This is a genomic window from Streptomyces sp. NPDC001093 (assembly GCF_040298985.1).
Classification (GTDB): domain Bacteria; phylum Actinomycetota; class Actinomycetes; order Streptomycetales; family Streptomycetaceae; genus Streptomyces.
Genome location: NZ_JBEPBF010000073.1, coordinates 1 through 16297, shown reverse-complemented (window position 1 = coordinate 16297; position 16297 = coordinate 1). Strand labels below are relative to the sequence as shown.

General features: G+C 67.7%; 16 protein-coding genes and 2 pseudogenes. 12 read left to right on the top strand and 6 right to left on the bottom strand.

Annotated elements, in window-relative coordinates; all coding sequences use genetic code 11:
• Positions 1-46 precede the first annotated feature (46 nt).
• Positions 47-1312: a ParA family protein gene (locus tag ABT288_RS29935; RefSeq protein ID WP_351614144.1), complete on the bottom strand. Its 1266-nt coding sequence runs from the start codon at positions 1310-1312 to the stop codon at positions 47-49.
• A 981-nt stretch (positions 1313-2293) separates the two neighbouring features.
• Between ABT288_RS29935 and ABT288_RS29930 the strand changes: the two genes are divergently transcribed.
• From ABT288_RS29930 to ABT288_RS29900, 7 genes and pseudogenes are all read left to right on the top strand, one after another.
• Positions 2294-2746, top strand: a complete 453-nt coding sequence (locus ABT288_RS29930) for a MarR family transcriptional regulator (protein WP_228626272.1) — start codon at positions 2294-2296, stop codon at positions 2744-2746.
• Positions 2746-3057 (top strand): cyclic nucleotide-binding domain-containing protein, encoded by a 312-nt coding sequence (locus ABT288_RS29925; RefSeq protein ID WP_351614218.1) that lies wholly within the window; start codon positions 2746-2748, stop codon positions 3055-3057. Before ABT288_RS29930 ends, ABT288_RS29925 begins: the two co-directional genes overlap by 1 nt.
• Before the next feature lie 770 nt (positions 3058-3827).
• On the top strand, positions 3828-4346 hold the full coding sequence (locus ABT288_RS29920) for a hypothetical protein (RefSeq protein WP_351614141.1): 519 nt from the start codon (positions 3828-3830) through the stop codon (positions 4344-4346).
• Positions 4347-4428: 82 nt separating this feature from the next.
• Positions 4429-5271, top strand: coding sequence for a DUF4097 family beta strand repeat-containing protein (locus ABT288_RS29915; RefSeq protein ID WP_351614139.1), 843 nt, complete (start codon positions 4429-4431; stop codon positions 5269-5271).
• 90 nt (positions 5272-5361) lie between these two features.
• Positions 5362-6378 (top strand): ATP-binding cassette domain-containing protein, encoded by a 1017-nt coding sequence (locus ABT288_RS29910; protein WP_351614136.1) that lies wholly within the window; start codon positions 5362-5364, stop codon positions 6376-6378.
• Entirely contained in the window at positions 6375-7163 is a 789-nt protein-coding gene (locus ABT288_RS29905) for an ABC transporter permease (protein ID WP_351614134.1), read from the top strand. Before ABT288_RS29910 ends, ABT288_RS29905 begins: the two co-directional genes overlap by 4 nt.
• A gap of 82 nt (positions 7164-7245) precedes the next feature.
• Positions 7246-7581 (top strand): annotated as a pseudogene (locus ABT288_RS29900) (cytochrome P450); the annotation flags it as partial.
• Here the strand turns inward: ABT288_RS29900 and ABT288_RS29895 are convergent.
• Positions 7556-8146 (bottom strand): TetR/AcrR family transcriptional regulator, encoded by a 591-nt coding sequence (locus ABT288_RS29895; RefSeq protein WP_351614131.1) that lies wholly within the window; start codon positions 8144-8146, stop codon positions 7556-7558. The pseudogene ABT288_RS29900 and the gene ABT288_RS29895 overlap by 26 nt on opposite strands.
• Positions 8147-8249: 103 nt before the next feature.
• Between ABT288_RS29895 and ABT288_RS29890 the strand changes: the two genes are divergently transcribed.
• Entirely contained in the window at positions 8250-8819 is a 570-nt protein-coding gene (locus ABT288_RS29890; protein ID WP_351614128.1) for a dihydrofolate reductase family protein, read from the top strand.
• A gap of 58 nt (positions 8820-8877) precedes the next feature.
• Here ABT288_RS29890 and ABT288_RS50315 read toward each other — a convergent pair whose 3' ends face one another.
• The gene (locus tag ABT288_RS50315) at positions 8878-9603 is read right to left on the bottom strand and encodes a GbsR/MarR family transcriptional regulator (protein ID WP_450863529.1); all 726 of its coding nucleotides are present in this window, start codon (positions 9601-9603) and stop codon (positions 8878-8880) included.
• A gap of 262 nt (positions 9604-9865) precedes the next feature.
• Between ABT288_RS50315 and ABT288_RS29875 the strand changes: the two genes are divergently transcribed.
• Positions 9866-10528, top strand: coding sequence for a DUF4097 family beta strand repeat-containing protein (locus tag ABT288_RS29875; RefSeq protein WP_351614125.1), 663 nt, complete (start codon positions 9866-9868; stop codon positions 10526-10528).
• Positions 10529-10599: 71 nt separating this feature from the next.
• On the opposite strand, the gene ABT288_RS29870 is transcribed toward ABT288_RS29875, so the two are convergent.
• Positions 10600-11265: a nitroreductase gene (locus ABT288_RS29870; protein ID WP_351614123.1), complete on the bottom strand. Its 666-nt coding sequence runs from the start codon at positions 11263-11265 to the stop codon at positions 10600-10602.
• Between the two features lie 131 nt (positions 11266-11396).
• Between ABT288_RS29870 and ABT288_RS29865 the strand changes: the two are divergent.
• Positions 11397-11710, top strand: a pseudogene (locus tag ABT288_RS29865) (transposase); the annotation flags it as partial.
• A 163-nt stretch (positions 11711-11873) separates the two neighbouring features.
• Here the strand turns inward: ABT288_RS29865 and ABT288_RS29860 are convergent.
• Positions 11874-13229, bottom strand: coding sequence for an NsdA family TPR-like regulatory protein (locus tag ABT288_RS29860; RefSeq protein WP_351614120.1), 1356 nt, complete (start codon positions 13227-13229; stop codon positions 11874-11876).
• 193 nt (positions 13230-13422) lie between these two features.
• Here ABT288_RS29860 and ABT288_RS29855 point away from each other — a divergent pair, with 193 nt between their 5' ends.
• Together ABT288_RS29855 and ABT288_RS29850 are read left to right on the top strand one after the other, a co-directional pair.
• Positions 13423-13854 carry a DUF6415 family natural product biosynthesis protein gene (locus tag ABT288_RS29855; RefSeq protein ID WP_351614117.1) on the top strand — a complete coding sequence of 144 codons (432 nt, stop codon included), beginning with the start codon at positions 13423-13425 and terminating at the stop codon, positions 13852-13854.
• Positions 13851-14285, top strand: coding sequence for an ATP-binding protein (locus ABT288_RS29850; protein ID WP_351614114.1), 435 nt, complete (start codon positions 13851-13853; stop codon positions 14283-14285). The genes ABT288_RS29855 and ABT288_RS29850 overlap by 4 nt, the downstream gene beginning before the upstream one ends.
• 355 nt (positions 14286-14640) lie before the next feature.
• On the opposite strand, the gene ABT288_RS29845 is transcribed toward ABT288_RS29850, so the two are convergent.
• Positions 14641-15228: a helix-turn-helix domain-containing protein gene (locus ABT288_RS29845; RefSeq protein WP_351614111.1), complete on the bottom strand. Its 588-nt coding sequence runs from the start codon at positions 15226-15228 to the stop codon at positions 14641-14643.
• Between the last annotated feature and the right edge of the window lie 1069 nt (positions 15229-16297).

The following is a 16297-nucleotide window of genomic DNA, read 5'->3' as shown; positions in this document are numbered from 1 at the left end:
CGCACTCCCCCGCCGAAGCGCCCGGATCCCAGCTGGTCGGCCTTGCTCATACGATCTCCCGGGCCAGCGCGCGCATCCCGATCGCCTGCTGCGACTTGGGGGCGTAGGACAGCAGGGGCCGCTTCATCCGGACCGCTTCCTTCTGCTCTTTGAGATCGCCGATGAGCCCGACGACCCGCGGATCCTTTATGTCGACCCACCCCTGGAGTGAGGAGGTTGCGATGAAGCCGCGGCGCGAGTCGTAGAGGTTGACGACGATGCCGAGGTAGTCGATGTCGACCTGCAAGTCGCCGCGCAGGTCGTCGATCTGAGTGGTGAGCAGCTCGTAGGCGTCCGCCGAGCTGTCCTCGGCCTGCACGACGATCAGCGCGCCCGACTGACCGAGCTTCTCGCCGTCGCGCCGGCGGCCGTAGTACGCGGCGGCGTCCATGCTCAGACCGAGGCTGGGCGGGCAGTCGACGAGGATGACGTCGTAGTCGGCCTCGAGCGGGGCAAGGGCACGTTCGAGTGCCGCTTCCCTGGCGCGTACGGCGGAGAGCCGGACATCGAGCAGGAAGGCGTCGTTGCAGGCGGGCAGCAGATGGAGCCGGCCGCCGAAGGTCTCGTCGTCGACGGAGACGATGAGGTCGCGAAGGTCGCCCTTGGGGTCGCCCGCCATGTGGTTGGTCAGGCTGTCGCCGTTCATGGGCAGGGGCGCTGCCCCGAGCTGGTTGGTGAGGTGGCACTGCGGGTCGAAGTCGACCAGCAGGACCCGCAGCCCGAGTCCCGGCAGGCTCTCCACGCTCAGCGGGTCATCGCCGCCGGGCACGTCGTCGGACTCGGTGTCGCTCGCACGCAGAGCCTCGGCGAGAGCCTTGGCCACCCTGACGGCATGCAGGCTGTCGGCATCCTCGGCAAGTGCTTCGCCGAGGCCCGCCGTGATCGCCGTCTTGCCGACACCGCCCTTCTGGTTGCACACGATGATGCGACGGGTGATCTCGGGCCGCTCCACGTGCGGCGCGGGATTGGCGTCGAGCCACAGTTGGACCGACTGTGCCAGGCCCTGGATGAGCGAGACACGCCGTTCCGCGGCGACTTGGCGGAACTCGTCCCACTGGCCGGGCGGCAGGAACGTGGAGAACGAGTCGGCGCGTGAGGTGTCGATGGCCGGGGGAGTGGAGGCGAGCGTGCACCAGTCGCGGATGCCCTGCTCGACAGCCGCCTGGATCTCGATGCCGTGCTGGGCGGCTCTGACTTTGAGGTTCTGCCGGAGCCATCCCGGCAGTTTGGAGACGACCTTCTCGCGGTCGCTGGACGTGGCTGGCGAACTCATAGACGACACCTTACTAACGTCCAAGATCTTTGGAAGCATCGACACGTTAGTTGAAGCGCTCTGACGCAACGCCAGACGACACTCGCGGCCCTGAGCTATTACGCCGTAATAGCTCAGGCGCAGAACTCTCCTCCCGCTTCGCCCGCTCATGGGCGCGGGTCACCACCCTCCCACCGGCACCCGCCGTCATCACAGTCCCGGTCGTTCACGCAGGTGGGCTGGGCCGCGTGGTACCAGGGGCCTTCGCCGGCCCCTGGACCCCGCTGCCCCGCCACTTCCCGGCGCGAACCCGTTTCGTCGTGGCTCGAGCCGTGCGCGCCGGGAAGCGACGGGCTCGTGCGCGCCAGGACTCGTTGCCGGGCGAGCCTCGAGCGGGGCTCGGTCCCGTGTCGAGCCGAGGGCCGGACCGGGCGGACGTGTTCGCGGGCTGGGGTCAGTCGGGTGTGCCGCCGTTCGGCGCGAGTCGCTGCTTCCTATTACGCCGTAATAGCCCTCGGCCCCTTCGGGGGGCTGCGCGGGCGGGCCGACCACCGATTGCCAAGGGAAGAGAGCGCAGCCGCCAATACGGCTCTGACCTGCAGAAACGCATCGAACAACCAAGATCGTGGGAACTGGCTGGCAGTTCCACGGACCGTGCAGAACGATCCACGGATCGGGGTGCCCGGATCCCTCGGACGTACCACCCGGTCCTGGCAACCTCACACCACGACCGACCGGACCGGGACAGCGACCGAGAGAACCGCCACCCCGACTGCAGAAACCGGGTACCACGATCCTCCAACCGCACCAGATTGACGTGGCGTACATGAGCCGGTGCCCGAGGCGGCCGCGACCGCACAGCGAGGCCCTGACGGGACGGCAGGCGACACGGCCGACAGGCGGAGCTGATTGACTTCATGCTCATGTACGTTAAGTTCATCTGGTCGGCCCCAGAGCCGTCCCTCATGAACCACCAATCACCCCCCTTCCACGGAGGGCCCGTTGGGAGCAGTACGCAGACTGGTCGACGCCGACACCGGCGAGCCGGTCCCCTATGCGCCGTATGCCTTCTCCGGCCGGCACACACAGGTCGACAAGGCACGAGTCGAGGCGATCACCGAGTCCAAGGCGTTCACGCCCAGTCAGAAGTTCCTCGTTCTGTGGTGGATCGGGGTCTCTCCCGAGGGCATGGAACCGCTGCGGGCCACCGGAGCGGACATCGCCAAACGAGTGGGAATGTCCACCGACGCGGTCGGAAAGATCAATAGGAAGCTGGCCAAACACCGCATCCTGGTCATCCGTGGACGCATCGGCAACTACAACTTCTACCGGATCAGCCCGTACATCGCCTTCCACGGCACAGGGATCGAGCAGCGCGAAGCGGTGAAGACCTGCAACCCGCCGGACATCCCCGGATTCGATGACAATGTTCCTGCACGGTGGGAGGTCCAGTGATCAGCAGCGACGACAAGCAGAAGAACCTCGAACTGCTTGAGAAGACAGCGGGCATGAGCGCCAACCAGCGTCTCGTCGTCATGCTGTACGCCCTGCACCCGACCGACCGGTCCGGCGCCGTCCTCGAGACCGCGGCCAACCTGGCCAAGCTCGTGGGCATGGCCCCTCCCGTCTTCTCCCGCACCCGCAAGCAGGTCATCGAGGCCGGCTGGCTGGAGGAGACCGAGCGGATCGGGCACATCAAGTACTACCGTCTCGACCCCAAGCGACTGGGTGAGAACGTCGTCGTCCCCCTGCGTCGGGCGACCTGACGTCCCGGGGAGCGCACCTCATTGACGTGACGTACATGAGCCAAGCTCCCCGGTCCGTTTCCGCTTCACCCTGACGCAAGGACAGCGGCTACGGCCATGTACGCGTACGGCCTCGACCGCCATCACGGCGGCCGAGGCCATATTGCTGCGCTCTCGCGTTGCGGGGAGGGCAGGATCCGAACCTGCGTGGACCCTCGAGGGGTCCGACTCCGGGGCTTGACGCTGCCTGGCAACATGCCGAGGCGCGTCGGCAGCTATTACGCCGTAATAAGCCCGGCCCCTATTACGGCGTAATAGCTGCCTGCCTGGCGGGCGCACACACGGCTGACTACAGGCTGCGGGCGGTGATGTCGCCGTGGGCGGCGCTGACGGTGATGTCGCCGACCTGCAGGGCGAGGCGGGCGCTGTCGGTCTCGTCCAGCTGTCCGCGCCGACAGGTACGACGCGGCCGACCGCATCCGTTCCTGGCGGATCTGACGCCAGGAAGCCGGGCTCCCGTCCGACGTCACGCCGCTCACCGTCAGCCAGGAACTCACGGCGAACCCGCGCCACCATGGCGCCGCATGGCACCGCATGGCACCGCATGGCGTCATGCGGTGCCAGTCGGTACCATTCCGCGCTTCCATCAGCGCACGAGCGCGCATGACGCCACGCTGACTCGGGTCACCTTCTTCGCGTCTCCGCAGGTGAGACGCCTGATCCCCGAGCTCGCCCCTAAGAGGTGCCACTCGGGCTTGCATGTGGCGCCATCGTGGTGCAATGATGGCGCCATGGACCTCACCCCGTATGTCGACACCCTCCGCCGCGAACTTGCGGTGGCCGCCGAGGCCGGCGGGGAAGACGCCCGCGAGCTCGCCGAGCGGCTCACCGCTCCTCTGGAGTCGGCGACCCGGCTGACCATGCTCAATGTGCTCTCCGCCGCGATGGATGAGATCACCCGCGAGCTCGCGCCCGGTTCGGTCGACGTACGGCTGCGCGGGCTGGACCCCGACTTCGTGGTGACACCGCCGCCCACCGACAGCGGTGCCATCGCGGAACCGGCCGCGCCCGTCGAGCCGTACAGGACCCCGGCCCCGGCCGACGGCGGCGAGGGCGGCACCGCCCGCGTCAATCTGCGTCTGCCGGCCCACCTCAAGGCGCGCGCCGAAGAGGCGGCGAGCCGCGAGGGCCTGTCGGTCAACACATGGCTGGTGCGGGCCGTGTCGGCTGCGGTCGAGGGCGGCACCCGGCCGCGTACGCCGGAGAGGACCCAGGCCGTCGGACAGAGCTTCACGGGCTGGGTGCGCTAGCCGCGCCCCCGCCCGCCTCACTTCACCCAGACCACGTCCCACCAGCGGGGACGACCCAAAGACTCAAGAGGACGGGACAGCCATGCCTTCTTTCGACACCCCCGAAGCGATCTCGGCCACGGCGCGCGTGGAGGCCGGTTCCATCCAGTTCCTCGCGGGCGACCGCCTCGACACGGTCGTCGAGGTGCAGCCCCGCGACCCGAAGAAGGACCTGGACGTGCGGGCGGCCGAGCAGACCGAGGTCGACTACGCGGGCGGCGCACTGACCATCAGGACGCCCAAGTCCAATCTGTTCGGCCGCACCGGCGTCGTCGACGTGACGGTCGAGCTGCCCGTGGGCTCGCGCATCGACGTGACCGGTGCCTGGGCCCAGGTGCTCGGCGAGGGCCGGTTCGGCGAGGTCCGTGTGAAGACCTCGTCCGGCGACGTCCGACTCGACACCACCGGCCCGCTGCACCTGAAGGCATCGCACGGATCGATCACCGTGGACCGCGTCGAGGGCATGGCCGAGATCACCACCAGCTCCGGCAGCCTGCGCGTCGGCCTCCTCGACGGCCCCGCCGTCCTGAAGAACTCGCACGGCACCACGACCGTCGGCGCCGCGACCGGCGAGCTGCGGGTGAGCGGTGCCAACGGCGACATCGACATCGCGCGCGCCGAGGACTCGGTCACCGCCACCACCGCCCACGGCACCCTGCGCGTGGGCGAAGTCTCCTGCGGCACCGTCCAGTTGGAGACCGCCTACGGCGCCATCGAGGTCGGCGTCCGTGAGGGCACCGCCGCCTGGCTCGACGTCAACTCGGGCTCCGGCCAGGTGCGTAACTCGCTCACCGCGTCCGAGACCCCGGAGAAGACCGAGGACACCGTCAAGATCCGCGCCCGCACCCGCCACGGCAACATCGACGTCCGCCGCGCCCGGGCCTGAGCGCCGGCCCCGCGAACTCGTCCACTCACCCCAGTCACCTCATCCCAGTCGCCTCACCCCGTCACCTCACCCTTCGAACAGGAGGGCTCCATGCCCACATCTGTCATGCCCACGTCCAGGCGAGGCGGCCCGCAGGTGCCCGCCGCCGTCTTTGCCACAGGGCTGCGCAAGTCGTACGGCGACAAGACCGTGCTCGACGGCATCGACCTGGCCGTCCCGGAAGGAACGATCTTCTCCCTGCTCGGCCCGAACGGCGCCGGCAAGACCACCGCGGTGAAGATCCTGTCCACGCTCGTCACCGCCGACGGCGGGCAGGTCCAGGTCGCGGGTCACGACCTCGCCGTCGACCCGCAGGCCGTGCGTGCCGCGATCGGTGTCACCGGGCAGTTCTCCGCCGTCGACGGCTTGATCACCGGTGAGGAGAACATGCTCCTCATGGCGGACCTGCACCACCTGTCCAAGCGCGAGGGCCGGCGGGTGGCCGCCGAGCTGCTGGAGCGGTTCGACCTGGTGGAAGCGGCGAAGAAGCCCGCCTCCACCTACTCCGGTGGCATGAAGCGCCGCCTGGACATCGCCATGACCCTGGTCGGCAACCCGCGGATCATCTTCCTCGACGAGCCGACCACCGGCCTGGACCCCCGCTCCCGCCACACCATGTGGCAGATCATCCGCGAGCTGGTCACGGGCGGTGTCACCGTCTTCCTCACCACCCAGTACCTGGAAGAGGCCGACGAACTCGCCGACCGCATCGCCGTCCTGAACAACGGAAAGATCGCCGCCGAAGGCACCGCCGACGAACTGAAGCGGCTCATCCCCGGCGGACACGTACGCCTCCGCTTCACCGATCCGGCCGCGTACCAGTCCGCCGCCTCCGCGCTGCGCGAGGCCACCCGCGACGACGAATCCCTCTCGCTGCGCATACCCAGCGACGGCAGCCAGCGCGAGCTGCGCTCCATCCTCGACTGGCTGGACTCGGCCGACATCGAGGCCGACGAGCTGACCGTGCACACCCCCGACCTCGACGACGTGTTCTTCGCCCTCACCGACACCCCCGACGTGCCCGCCCAGCCGAGCCGGCCGAGCCAGCCCAAGGAGACCCAGCGATGAGCTCCCTCTCCCTCGCCGTACGCGACTCGACCACCATGCTGCGCCGCAACCTCCTGCACGCGCGCCGCTACCCGTCCCTCACCCTGAACCTGCTGCTCACCCCCGTGATACTGCTGCTGCTCTTCGTCTACATCTTCGGCAACGCGATGAGCGCGGGCCTCGGCGGCGGTGCCCACCGCTCCGACTACATCGCCTACATCGTGCCGGGCCTGCTGTTGATGACGATCGGCTCCACCACGATCGGCACCGCCGTGTCCGTCTCCACCGACATGAGCGAGGGCATCATCGCCCGCTTCCGCACCATGGCCATCCACCGCGGCTCCGTGCTCATCGGACACGTCATCGGCAGCGTCCTGCAGTCGGTCATGAGTGTGGTCCTCGTCGGCGCCGTCGGCGTGGCTATCGGCTTCCGCTCCACCGACGCCACCGCCCTGGACTGGCTCGCGGCATTCGGGCTGATCGTCCTGTTCGCCCTGGCGCTCACCTGGATCGCGGTCGGGATGGGCCTGGTCAGCCCCAACGCCGAGGCCGCCAGCAACAACGCCATGCCGCTGATCCTGCTGCCCCTGCTCTCCAGCGCCTTCGTCCCCCTGCACTCCATGCCGGGCTGGTTCCAGCCGATCGCCGAGTACCAGCCGTTCACGCCCGCCATCGAGACCCTCCGCGGACTCCTCCTCGGCACCCACATCGGCAACAACGGCTGGCTCGCCGTCGCCTGGTGCGTCGGCCTCGCGGTGCTCGGCTACTTCTGGTCCGCCTCGAAGTTCAACAGCGACCCGAAGTAACCGCCGTGACAGCGCGGGCCACCCCGCCAACTCGTTCCACCCGAAGGCGGCGTACCACGACACCACGTCGGAGTACGCCGCCTCGTGCGTCGAACTCGGCGGTGAAACCATCGGCAAGGGGTCGACCGTCGTGGTCTCACTGCTGGCCGCCAACCGTGACCCCGGGCGCTTCGACAACCCCGACACCCTGGACATCCGCCGCAAGGCCCGAGGGCACCTGACCTTCGGCCACGGCGTCCACCAATGTCTCGGCCGGCAACTGGCCCGCATCGAGATGCGCGCCGGTTTCGCCGGCCTGCTGCGGCGCTTCCCGACCCTCAAGCTCGCCGTCCCCGCCGGCGAGGTGAAGCTCAGGACCGACATGAATATCTACGGTGTCCACGAACTGCCGGTCACGTGGACGGAAACGGCTCCGTAGGCAGGAGGCGCGTGACCATGGTGTCGATCAGTGTGTCGAGCCGGTGTGCCGTGAGAAGTTCGGGGACGGTCAGGTCATCGACGATCAGTCCGAGCATGGCCAGGTAGAGCAGAACCACCCCGGTGCGGTCGCCGGGCAAGCCGCGCCCCAGGTGGAAGTCGATGTTGGTGTCCAGCTCGGCGGTGAGGAACCGCGTCAGTTCCGCGTGGAGTTCGGGCCGCCGGGCGGCCTCCAGGCGCAGTTCGAGCATGGCCAGGTGGCTGCTGCGGTCGCGGCGCATGCGGTCGACGAGCTGCAGCATCAGGGTCTTGACGAGTTCGTGTGACGGCTCGGCGTTCATCGTGTCGGCGAGCTCGGCCGGATCGGGTGTCAGGCGTTCGCGGGTGCGTCCCATGACCTGGGCCAGCATGTCGGCGCGGTTGGCGAAGTAGTTGGACGCCGTGCCGGTGGGCACGGATGCCTCCTTGTCGACGGCGCGCAGGGTCAGGCCACGGGAGCCCTCGCGGGCGAGGACCTCGATGGCGGCGTCGAGCAAGGCGGTGCGGCGGGCCGGGTTCTGACGCATGGGCAGCTCCTGAGAAAACACATTGACGCCACTGCAAGTGCAGTACTACATTCAAACCACTTCAAGCACAGTACATCAATGGGCGCATAGGAAGAGAGACCGGATGCGTAAGCTCACCTACTACGTTGCTGCCAGCCTCGACGGCTACATCGCCGGCCCGGACGGCAGTTACGACTTCCTGCCCTTCGAGGGGGAGGTTCGGGAGGCGATTCTCGCCGAGTATCCCGAGACCATGCCGGTGCACGTTCGCGGGCCGCTCGGGCTGACCGCCACCCCGCACCGGCACTTCGACACCGTGATCATGGGGCGCGGCACCTACGAGCCGGCCCTGAAAGCAGGTATCAGCAGCCCCTACGCCCACCTGAGGCAGTACGTCGTCTCGCGCACTCTGGTCTCCGCCGACCCGGAGGTGGAGATCGTCGCCGACGACCCGGCCGAACTGGTGCGCAACCTGAAGCAACAGGACGGTATGGGCATCTGGCTGGCAGGCGGCGGCAAGCTGGCCGCGGCGCTCCGTGACGAGATCGACGAGCTGATCATCAAGCACAATCCGGTCGTCATCGGCTCCGGAATCCCGCTGTTCGACGGCCCGTTCGCCCCGACCGGCTTTCTGCCGACCGCACGCCGCGGCTTCGACTCCGGTGTCAGCATCGTCACCTATACGAGGAAATGACGTGAGAGCACTCCCCGCCCCGTCCGTGTAGGGGCTCCTTCACTCAGGACTCTCCCGGTCAGTCCGGGGCGCTTTTGGTTCTGGTGTAGAGGACTTCGCGGCCTTGTTCCGCGGCGCGGATGAGTGCTTCGCCGACGAAGTCGAGGAAGCGGGCGGCGTTTTCGAGGCGGTTGGCGGCCGGGGTGCCGCGGCCGAGGACGGCGACGCCCTGCCGTGCGGTCTCGATGAACTGGTCGTTGGCGCGGGCGCTGCGGATCATGGACTGGTACCAGAGGTCGTCGTCGACGACGTAGCGTTCGCGGCGGCGTTCGTCGCGTTCGCGGCGGACGAGGTCCAGGCTTTCGAGATAGGTGATCGCCTTGGAGACGGAGGCGGGGCTGACCTGGAGGCGCTGGGCGAGTTCGGAGGCGGTGAGGCTGCCGGTGTCGGTGGTGTAGAGGCAGCCCAGCACCCGGGCCATCATCCTGGGCACGCCTGAGGCCATGAGGACGCTGGTGAGGGTTTCCTGGTAGTCGCGTACGGCTTCGGGATCGCGTCCGTGGGCTTGGGGAAGCGCCTGCGGCCCCTGGGGCGCGGCGGGTTTGCGCCGGTGGGTGCGCTGCTGGGTGGCGCGGTGGGCCAGGTCGGCGCGGTAGCCGGTGGGGCCGCCGTTCCGCGTCACCTCACGCGTGATCGTGGAGGTCGGACGCTCGAGACGGCGGGCGATTTCGGCGTAGGGGAGGCCGTCGGCCAGTCCGGCAGCGATCTGCTGGCGTTCTTGCTGGGTGAGTCTGCCTCCCGGCATCGCAGCCCCTTTCGTGCTCCATGGGTGTCCTGTGGTGGCGCCCGGCGTTCCCTGGCGCTTCCACGATAGCGTTCATCGTCATTGTATTGCAACGATCACTGCCCATTTCGTTGCGTTAATCAAGAGACCGTTGCAATGATTATTGCCCATCTACCTGCACAAATACTGTTTCTAAGCAAAGAACATGTTGCACTGAACTGGAAAGCAACGTAGCGTTTCCAGTATCAGAAAACAGTGGGCCGAAAGCGTAGAGGAGAGCATCATGCAGAAGTTCGACACCCCCGCCCCCGTCTTGGCCGTCCTGGAGATCCCCGCGGGACGGGTCCAGTTCATCGCCGCGGACCGGGCCGACACCACCGTCGAGGTCCTGCCGGCGAACCCTTCGAAGAGCCGTGACGTGAAGGCGGCGGAACAGACCACGGTGAACTACGCCGACGGGGTCCTGCGGATCGAGAGCGCGGCGAAGAACGAGTACCTCGGCCCTTCCGGATCCGTCGAGGTGACGGTGAAGCTGCCCGCGGGTTCCCGTATCGAGGCCAAGACGGTCAGTGCCGAACTGCGGACCGCCGGCCGTCTCGGCGACGTCGTCTTCGACGGCGCGTACCGCCAGATCAAGCTGGACGAGGTCGCGAGCCTGCGCCTCACCGCGACCGACGGCGACGTTGAGGTCGGCCGGCTGGGCGGCCCCGCACAGATCAGCACCGCGAGGGGCGACATCCGCATCGCCGAGGCCATGGGCGGCACGGTCGTGCTGCGCACCTCCTCCGGCGACATCGCGGTCACCGCAGCCGCCGGCGTCTCGGCCGCCCTGGACGCCGGCACCAGCTACGGCCGTATCAGCAACGCCCTCAAGAACGACGGCACCGCCGATCTCGACATCCGCGCCACGACCTCCCACGGCGACATCACCGCCCGCAGCCTCTGAAGAAGCAGAACGTCACACATGCTCGAGTCCAGGCCGTAGGGCCTGGACTGGGGATCTTGACTGCTTAGCGGTCACATTCCGATGAAGCTCACTGTTTCTCGCATGTCTGCCCGCCCGGTACGCAGCCGTGGTGCGTCTTCCTTCTCGAATCCCGCTGAGACGCCGCAGAACAGCACGAGCCCGTCGTCGGCACCCACTGCCCGGCTGACGGTCTTGCGGTACATGGTCCACATCACCTGGGGGCAGCTGTGCAGCCCTTCCGCCCTCAGCAACAACATGACCGTCTGCAAGTACATGCCCGCGTCCCCCCACTGTCCGGGCCCCATGGTCCGGTCGAGGTAGCAGAACAGCACGACCGGTGCCCCGAACGCTTCCGAGTTCAAGGCGGCGATCTTCTTGGGTCTGTCGGGGTCGTCGCGCTCGATTCCCAGCGCTCTGTACCGCTGGGCGGCCGCGGCGGAAAAGCGGTCCAGATACGGCGAGTTCAGTTCGGCCGGGTACATCGGGTACTCCCGCTCGTCCCCCGGGTCTCCCGCCAGTGCCCTGGCGGTCGCGCGCCTCTTCAGTTCGGCCAAGGGCTCGCCGGTGACCACAAACACATGCCACGGCTGGAGGTTCCCGCTCGACGGAGCCCGCGTCGCAGCAGCCAGCACTCGTTCGAGTATCTCCTTGGGTACCGGCTCATCACTGAACGCCCGCACAGCCCGGCGACTGTCCACGGCCTCATACACATCCACGTCATCGCGTCCTCTCACTCGACCGGGCCGCTCTACCGTATTCAGCGGTCAGAGCCGAGCGTCGTCAGGGGCTGGACAGCCCCCCGACGATCAGTCCAGTTGTTGATGGGACTGCGGAAGACAGAGGTGATGTGACGGACGATCAGTGGAAGCGGCTTCGGCTGCTTCTGCGGGTGAGTAACGGGCGTTGCGGCAGGTGATCAACGGGATTCTTTACCGGATCAGGACGGGTGTGCTGTGGAGTGACCTGCCGGAGTGTTGTGGGCCGTGGAAGACGGTGCACGAGCGGCATCGCCGCTGGTCGGCAGATGGCACTTGGGAACTCCTGCTCCAGCGGTTCCAGGCCGAGGCCGACGCAGTCGGTGACATCGACTGGGCCATCTCCGTGGACTTGACGTCAGTACGGGCCCACCAGCACGCGGCCGGAGCACGTGTGGCACCACCGCCGAGCCGGTCCGCGTCCTGGATCTCACCCCATGACGGGGGCTTGTGCGGAGAGGGCAGGATTCGAACCTGCTGAGTACCTGTAGGCGCCGATCAGCCTTTCTTGGTAAGTGTCCCGATATCGGGAATGCAGATCGGCGCCGGCAGGGCCGTACAGGGTGCTTCTAGGCTGCTTTGAGTTTGGCTACCTGCCGCGCACGCTCTTCCAGGTCCCGGACGGCGGCGAGTCCGCGGTGGGGAGACAGAGACTTGAGGAGTGTCTTCAGGTGTTGGTCGCCCCGGGCTGATGACAAGCCTGCGTAAGCATCGAGGAATTCGCCCCACGTCTCGCAGGCGGCCTCAACGTGGCGCATGGTCATCTGCCGTTCTGCGATCACCCCGAGGCAGTGAAGTCGTCCCTGCCGCTCCAGCGGCGACCGGGCCTGGTTCGAGCGGCGCAGCGCCGCGATGGAGCCGGCGCGGTCACCGGTTGACCACCGAACTTGTCCCTCGTGGAACAGGAGGGCGGCCCGGTCGTAGCCGCCTACGGCGTCTCGGCGGTCGTCGGCGCGGGACAGTGCGGCCTCGGCTTCGCGGAGTCGGGCAAGAGCGGTACGTCGGTCGCCGGGGACCATGGCAGAGGCGGCAGCTTGCTGCCCGCGCAGGAACGCCACCAAGCGGGGGCCGGCCGCCGGGGCGGCTTCGGCAGCGGCGTCGGCCAGGTCGAGACCCTTCTGCCCATGCCCGAGGTGTGTGGCCTGCAACGACATGCCGCGCAGGGTGCGGCAGTAGGTCACGTGGTCCTCGGCGGCGCCCGCGAGATCGAGGGCCCGCAGGTAGTACTGCTGACCGAGGCCCTGTTGGTTCTCGTACATGGCCATCCAGCCGACCAGATACACGAAGTCGGCGACGGCGGCGCGCATGTCGCGTTGGGCCCGGTCCGTGCCGCCCGCCTGCAAGTAGGGTCCGGCGGTGTTCGCCAGCCACGCTGCGGCCATCGGGCGGGCGTGCCCTGCACCGACCTGATCAAGGATGTCGGCCACCTTGTCGGTCATGAGCCTGACCGTCTCGACGTCAGCGGCGCCGATGCGCACGGTCCGTCCAGCCTTCGCTGCCTCCGTCCGTCCGGCGACGTCCTCGAACCGGGGCACGGCCAGGGCGGCGGCGTACAGCCCGGTCTGGAGCATGCCTCGGCGTGAGGGGTCCATGTCTGCTCGGCTCAGGTCGATCACTCCCGCCACCACATCGCGGCCGTCAGCTGGTTCTGCACCGGTCTCGCCCTTGGTGTCCCAGCCCAGCTCAGCGCACGTTACGGGCCGGTCGACCAGCCGCGACAGTGCCTCGGCGATCGCAGCGCGCGCCTCGGACTTTGGGGTGGACCCGGCGAGCCAGTGGGACACGGTCGTCTTGTCGTAGTGCAGTTGGAGCCCCAGTTCACGGCCGACAGCGTTCACCCGGCGCGCAAGCTGTGCGTTTCCGACGCCCTCAGCCTGCATGAGGGCGGCAAGAGCTGTGTTCGGTGTTCGCGGTCGACGTGCCATCGATGCACCCCCGAGTGCGTTCAACCAGTTCAACCGTTACTCCAGCTTCCTCCCTATTCCGTAGTCGCGCACAGGCGTTGAGTGATTACCAGCCGTTCGGGGACCGAGTCCGACCAGGCTGACGGCCCGGCTCGTTCCGCAGCCCCCGAGGGCGCGGGCCGGGCACCCATCGATGTCGAAGAGGCCCACCACCATGATCAGAGCGTCCGAGGAGACGACCGCGACACGGCGCGCCGCGCACGAACTCGTCGTCGATGACGCACAATCCGCCGCGGTTGATACCGACATGATCCGCCGCACCTGCGAAGCGGTCTTGTGGGCTCCCCGCCTGTCCGGACACGAACGGGACGTGGCTGCGTTGCTGGTCGGGCACGTGCAGCTGCTGCTTCCCGAAGTCCGCAGCCTCGTGTATCGTGCGCGCGGCGAATGGTGGCGCACCGGCCTGCACGTTCTCACCCACGCCCGCCGTACCCTCTCCGCCGTACGCACCGGCGCTCCCCACCCTGCGGACACATCCGGCCTGTTGGACCTGGCCACGCACTGCCGCGCTCTGCTGGCCATGTACCAGCAGCTCAGCGCAGGAGATGACCGGCCCGCGGACTGCGCGGACGGGGACCAGTGGTGACCCGTACAGCAGCGAGGCCCCGCAGTCGCGGCTACCCCGGTTACACCCTCGTACGTGAGCGAGTCCCCCAGAGCGGCGAGGAGGCCCGGCGCCTGGTCCGGGTGGCACTGTCAGCGTGGGGCGTGGACCGCCGCGATGTCGACACGGCCGAACTCGTCGTCGCTGAACTCGTCGCGAACGCTGTGCGGCATGCGGCGGGGTCTGCGCTGCGGATCAGAGTGGACCGGCCCGATGCTGGCCGCGTGTATGTCGCCGTTGTTGACCGTGCCCCGCGCCGCCTGCCCGCGCTGCGGATCCCGGGCCCGGACGAGACCGCCGGCCGAGGGCTCCTCCTGGTCGACGCGTGCGCCCTGCGCTGGGGTTGTGACGTCCTCGGTGGCATCTCTCCCTGGGGCAAGCGCGTGTGGGCCCTGCTGGAGACACGCCCGTGAGGCTGTGGCGTACCGCGACGCACCACCGCCGCGCAGAAACCGTGCTCTTTGCTCGTCTCCGCGCGGTTCCTCGGCGTTGGGATAGACCTCGTCGGCCCCGTGCTCTCCGGCCGAGCACAGCTGCATGCCGCACAGAGGCGGCGGTGGTTGGGCAGGCTGTCGGGTGAGACGCGCGTTTCAGGTGATTGTTCGGTTTCGTAGTGGTACTACGACTGCTCGTCCAGTGGCTTTTTTGCCGAGGCGGAAGAACTTCACCTGGCCTTGGCTGTGTGTGTGCTCCAGCCATTCGTCTTCGGTCAGTTCTCCGCGGGCGCGTGAGAAGTGAGGGGCGGGAACCCCTATGCGTTCGGCCAGCTCAGCCGCGGTGCGTTCGACGGCGTGCTCCAGGCCGCCCAGGATCGCGTACGTCATCAGTATGTTCTGTTTCAGGTGCGGCAGTTCTCTCGTCCGTTCCTGCAGGGCGGTGAGTTCGGGGTACGGGTCTTGACGTGTCATTGGTTCGGCCCTTCGTCGCTGATCCGGAGCGTCCTGGCAGGGTCGGCAGGTGGAAGGCGGCGGCTTGCTCGGACTGTTGCCGTCCGGAGAGGGCGGAGATGATGTGAGGGCTGGCCCGGTATTTGATGGTCCGGCCGATGATCTCGGCTACGAGGAGCATCTTGTGCTCGGCGAGCTTCTTGGTGATCCTCCGGGTGGCTTGCGGGGTCAGTCCGAGGAACTCTGCGGCCTCCTTCGCGGTCGCGCCACCTTCTTCGTACGTCATGATCCCGCAGTAGAAAAAGACGCGGAAATCGTCACCGGTGATCCCGGAGTCCTTGGCCAGCATGGCCATGATGCGGGCGAAGCTGAACTGCCCGTGCCGGCCGCCGAAGGCGTAGGAGCGGCGAGGGTCGTCTTCCTCACGGATCTCCCATAACTCATGGATTTCGCCGGTCGCGGTGTTCACCAGCTTCCGGCCGTGTCGGCCGCGTCCCTGCTCTGACACGTACGTCCCCCGACCTGCGCTGTTCTTTGGCCTGCTTTCTGACGACCTGTAGATTACCACTTACATCATGTCGTGTTTGGTAATCGAAGGAACCCCTCGGTTCCTTCGATTACCAAACACGACATGATCACGGAGGACATGTATCGGCATCCTAGGATGCCGATATGGGCATCGCAGGATGCCTATTGCGCGCATATTTCCGCAGGTCAGAGGCTTGCGGGGGCTACGCCCTCTACATGCGACGAACGAGCGCCCTCTCACAATCGCCTACACTGACCGCCACGCAGCGCACGGCAACTTCCGCAACTGGGCTCGGCTCACCGCCCACACCCTCACAGCCCTCGAACGGACAGGCCGCTCTAACCCTGTCCAAGAAGCGCTCTGTCGGGTCTTCAGTAGCCTGGGGTGGATCTGGCGTTGTCTCAGGAAGCTGGCCTGGGTGTCGGTTTGTGTGTGGTTTCGGTTCATCCGTGTGGGAGGTATCAGACACGGTCTCCGCGGGCCTGTTCTCTACGGTTGGCTGCCACGGTTCCGGGCGCCGGCCGGTGACACGCGGCTCCACTTGTCCGGTGTCAGCGGTGCGGAGATCCCGTTCCGGGAGTCGTGGTCTTTTCCAGGATCTATCCGCATCAGTTTTTGAAGCACATGAGGGTGGCCCTTGCACAGCAGGTCTGGCTCCTGGACGGTCTGCCACTCTGACGGGCAGTTACCATTCCCGCCCACACTGTTCCTGCCGCCAGCTCGGGCCGTCAGGCCCGTAATTTGGGCCGCGCGGAGCGTGGCATGCCTGGTGGCGCGGAGCGTCACGGGTGGCTGGAGCGCAGCGGAGGCCACCAGCCGACCGAAGGTCGGCCACACCCCGCACTGCGGGGTGTGTTGCTCCCGAAGCGCAGCGGAGGGAGCGTCAACGAGACTGCGCAGCAGGCTCGTTGAGCGGGGAGCGTAGCGAGCCGGTTTCCGCTCACGCGGAGCGGGAGCGGAACAGCCGCGCGGAGCGCGGGTGTTCGCTGGCTTCGGGCGCAGCCCGAAG

Excerpts from the sequence above, each read along its gene's own strand:
- ABT288_RS29935 (WP_351614144.1), bottom strand. The coding sequence starts at position 1,312 with ATGAGTTCGCCAGCCACGTCCAGCGACCGCGAGAAGGTCGTCTCCAAA.
- ABT288_RS29920 (WP_351614141.1), top strand. The coding sequence starts at position 3,828 with ATGGACCTCACCCCGTATGTCGACACCCTCCGCCGCGAACTTGCGGTG.
- ABT288_RS29915 (WP_351614139.1), top strand. The coding sequence starts at position 4,429 with ATGCCTTCTTTCGACACCCCCGAAGCGATCTCGGCCACGGCGCGCGTG.
- ABT288_RS29910 (WP_351614136.1), top strand. The coding sequence starts at position 5,362 with ATGCCCACATCTGTCATGCCCACGTCCAGGCGAGGCGGCCCGCAGGTG.
- ABT288_RS29905 (WP_351614134.1), top strand. The coding sequence starts at position 6,375 with ATGAGCTCCCTCTCCCTCGCCGTACGCGACTCGACCACCATGCTGCGC.
- ABT288_RS29895 (WP_351614131.1), bottom strand. The coding sequence starts at position 8,146 with ATGCGTCAGAACCCGGCCCGCCGCACCGCCTTGCTCGACGCCGCCATC.
- ABT288_RS29890 (WP_351614128.1), top strand. The coding sequence starts at position 8,250 with ATGCGTAAGCTCACCTACTACGTTGCTGCCAGCCTCGACGGCTACATC.
- ABT288_RS50315 (WP_450863529.1), bottom strand. The coding sequence starts at position 9,603 with ATGCCGGGAGGCAGACTCACCCAGCAAGAACGCCAGCAGATCGCTGCC.
- ABT288_RS29875 (WP_351614125.1), top strand. The coding sequence starts at position 9,866 with ATGCAGAAGTTCGACACCCCCGCCCCCGTCTTGGCCGTCCTGGAGATC.
- ABT288_RS29860 (WP_351614120.1), bottom strand. The coding sequence starts at position 13,229 with ATGGCACGTCGACCGCGAACACCGAACACAGCTCTTGCCGCCCTCATG.
- ABT288_RS29855 (WP_351614117.1), top strand. The coding sequence starts at position 13,423 with ATGATCAGAGCGTCCGAGGAGACGACCGCGACACGGCGCGCCGCGCAC.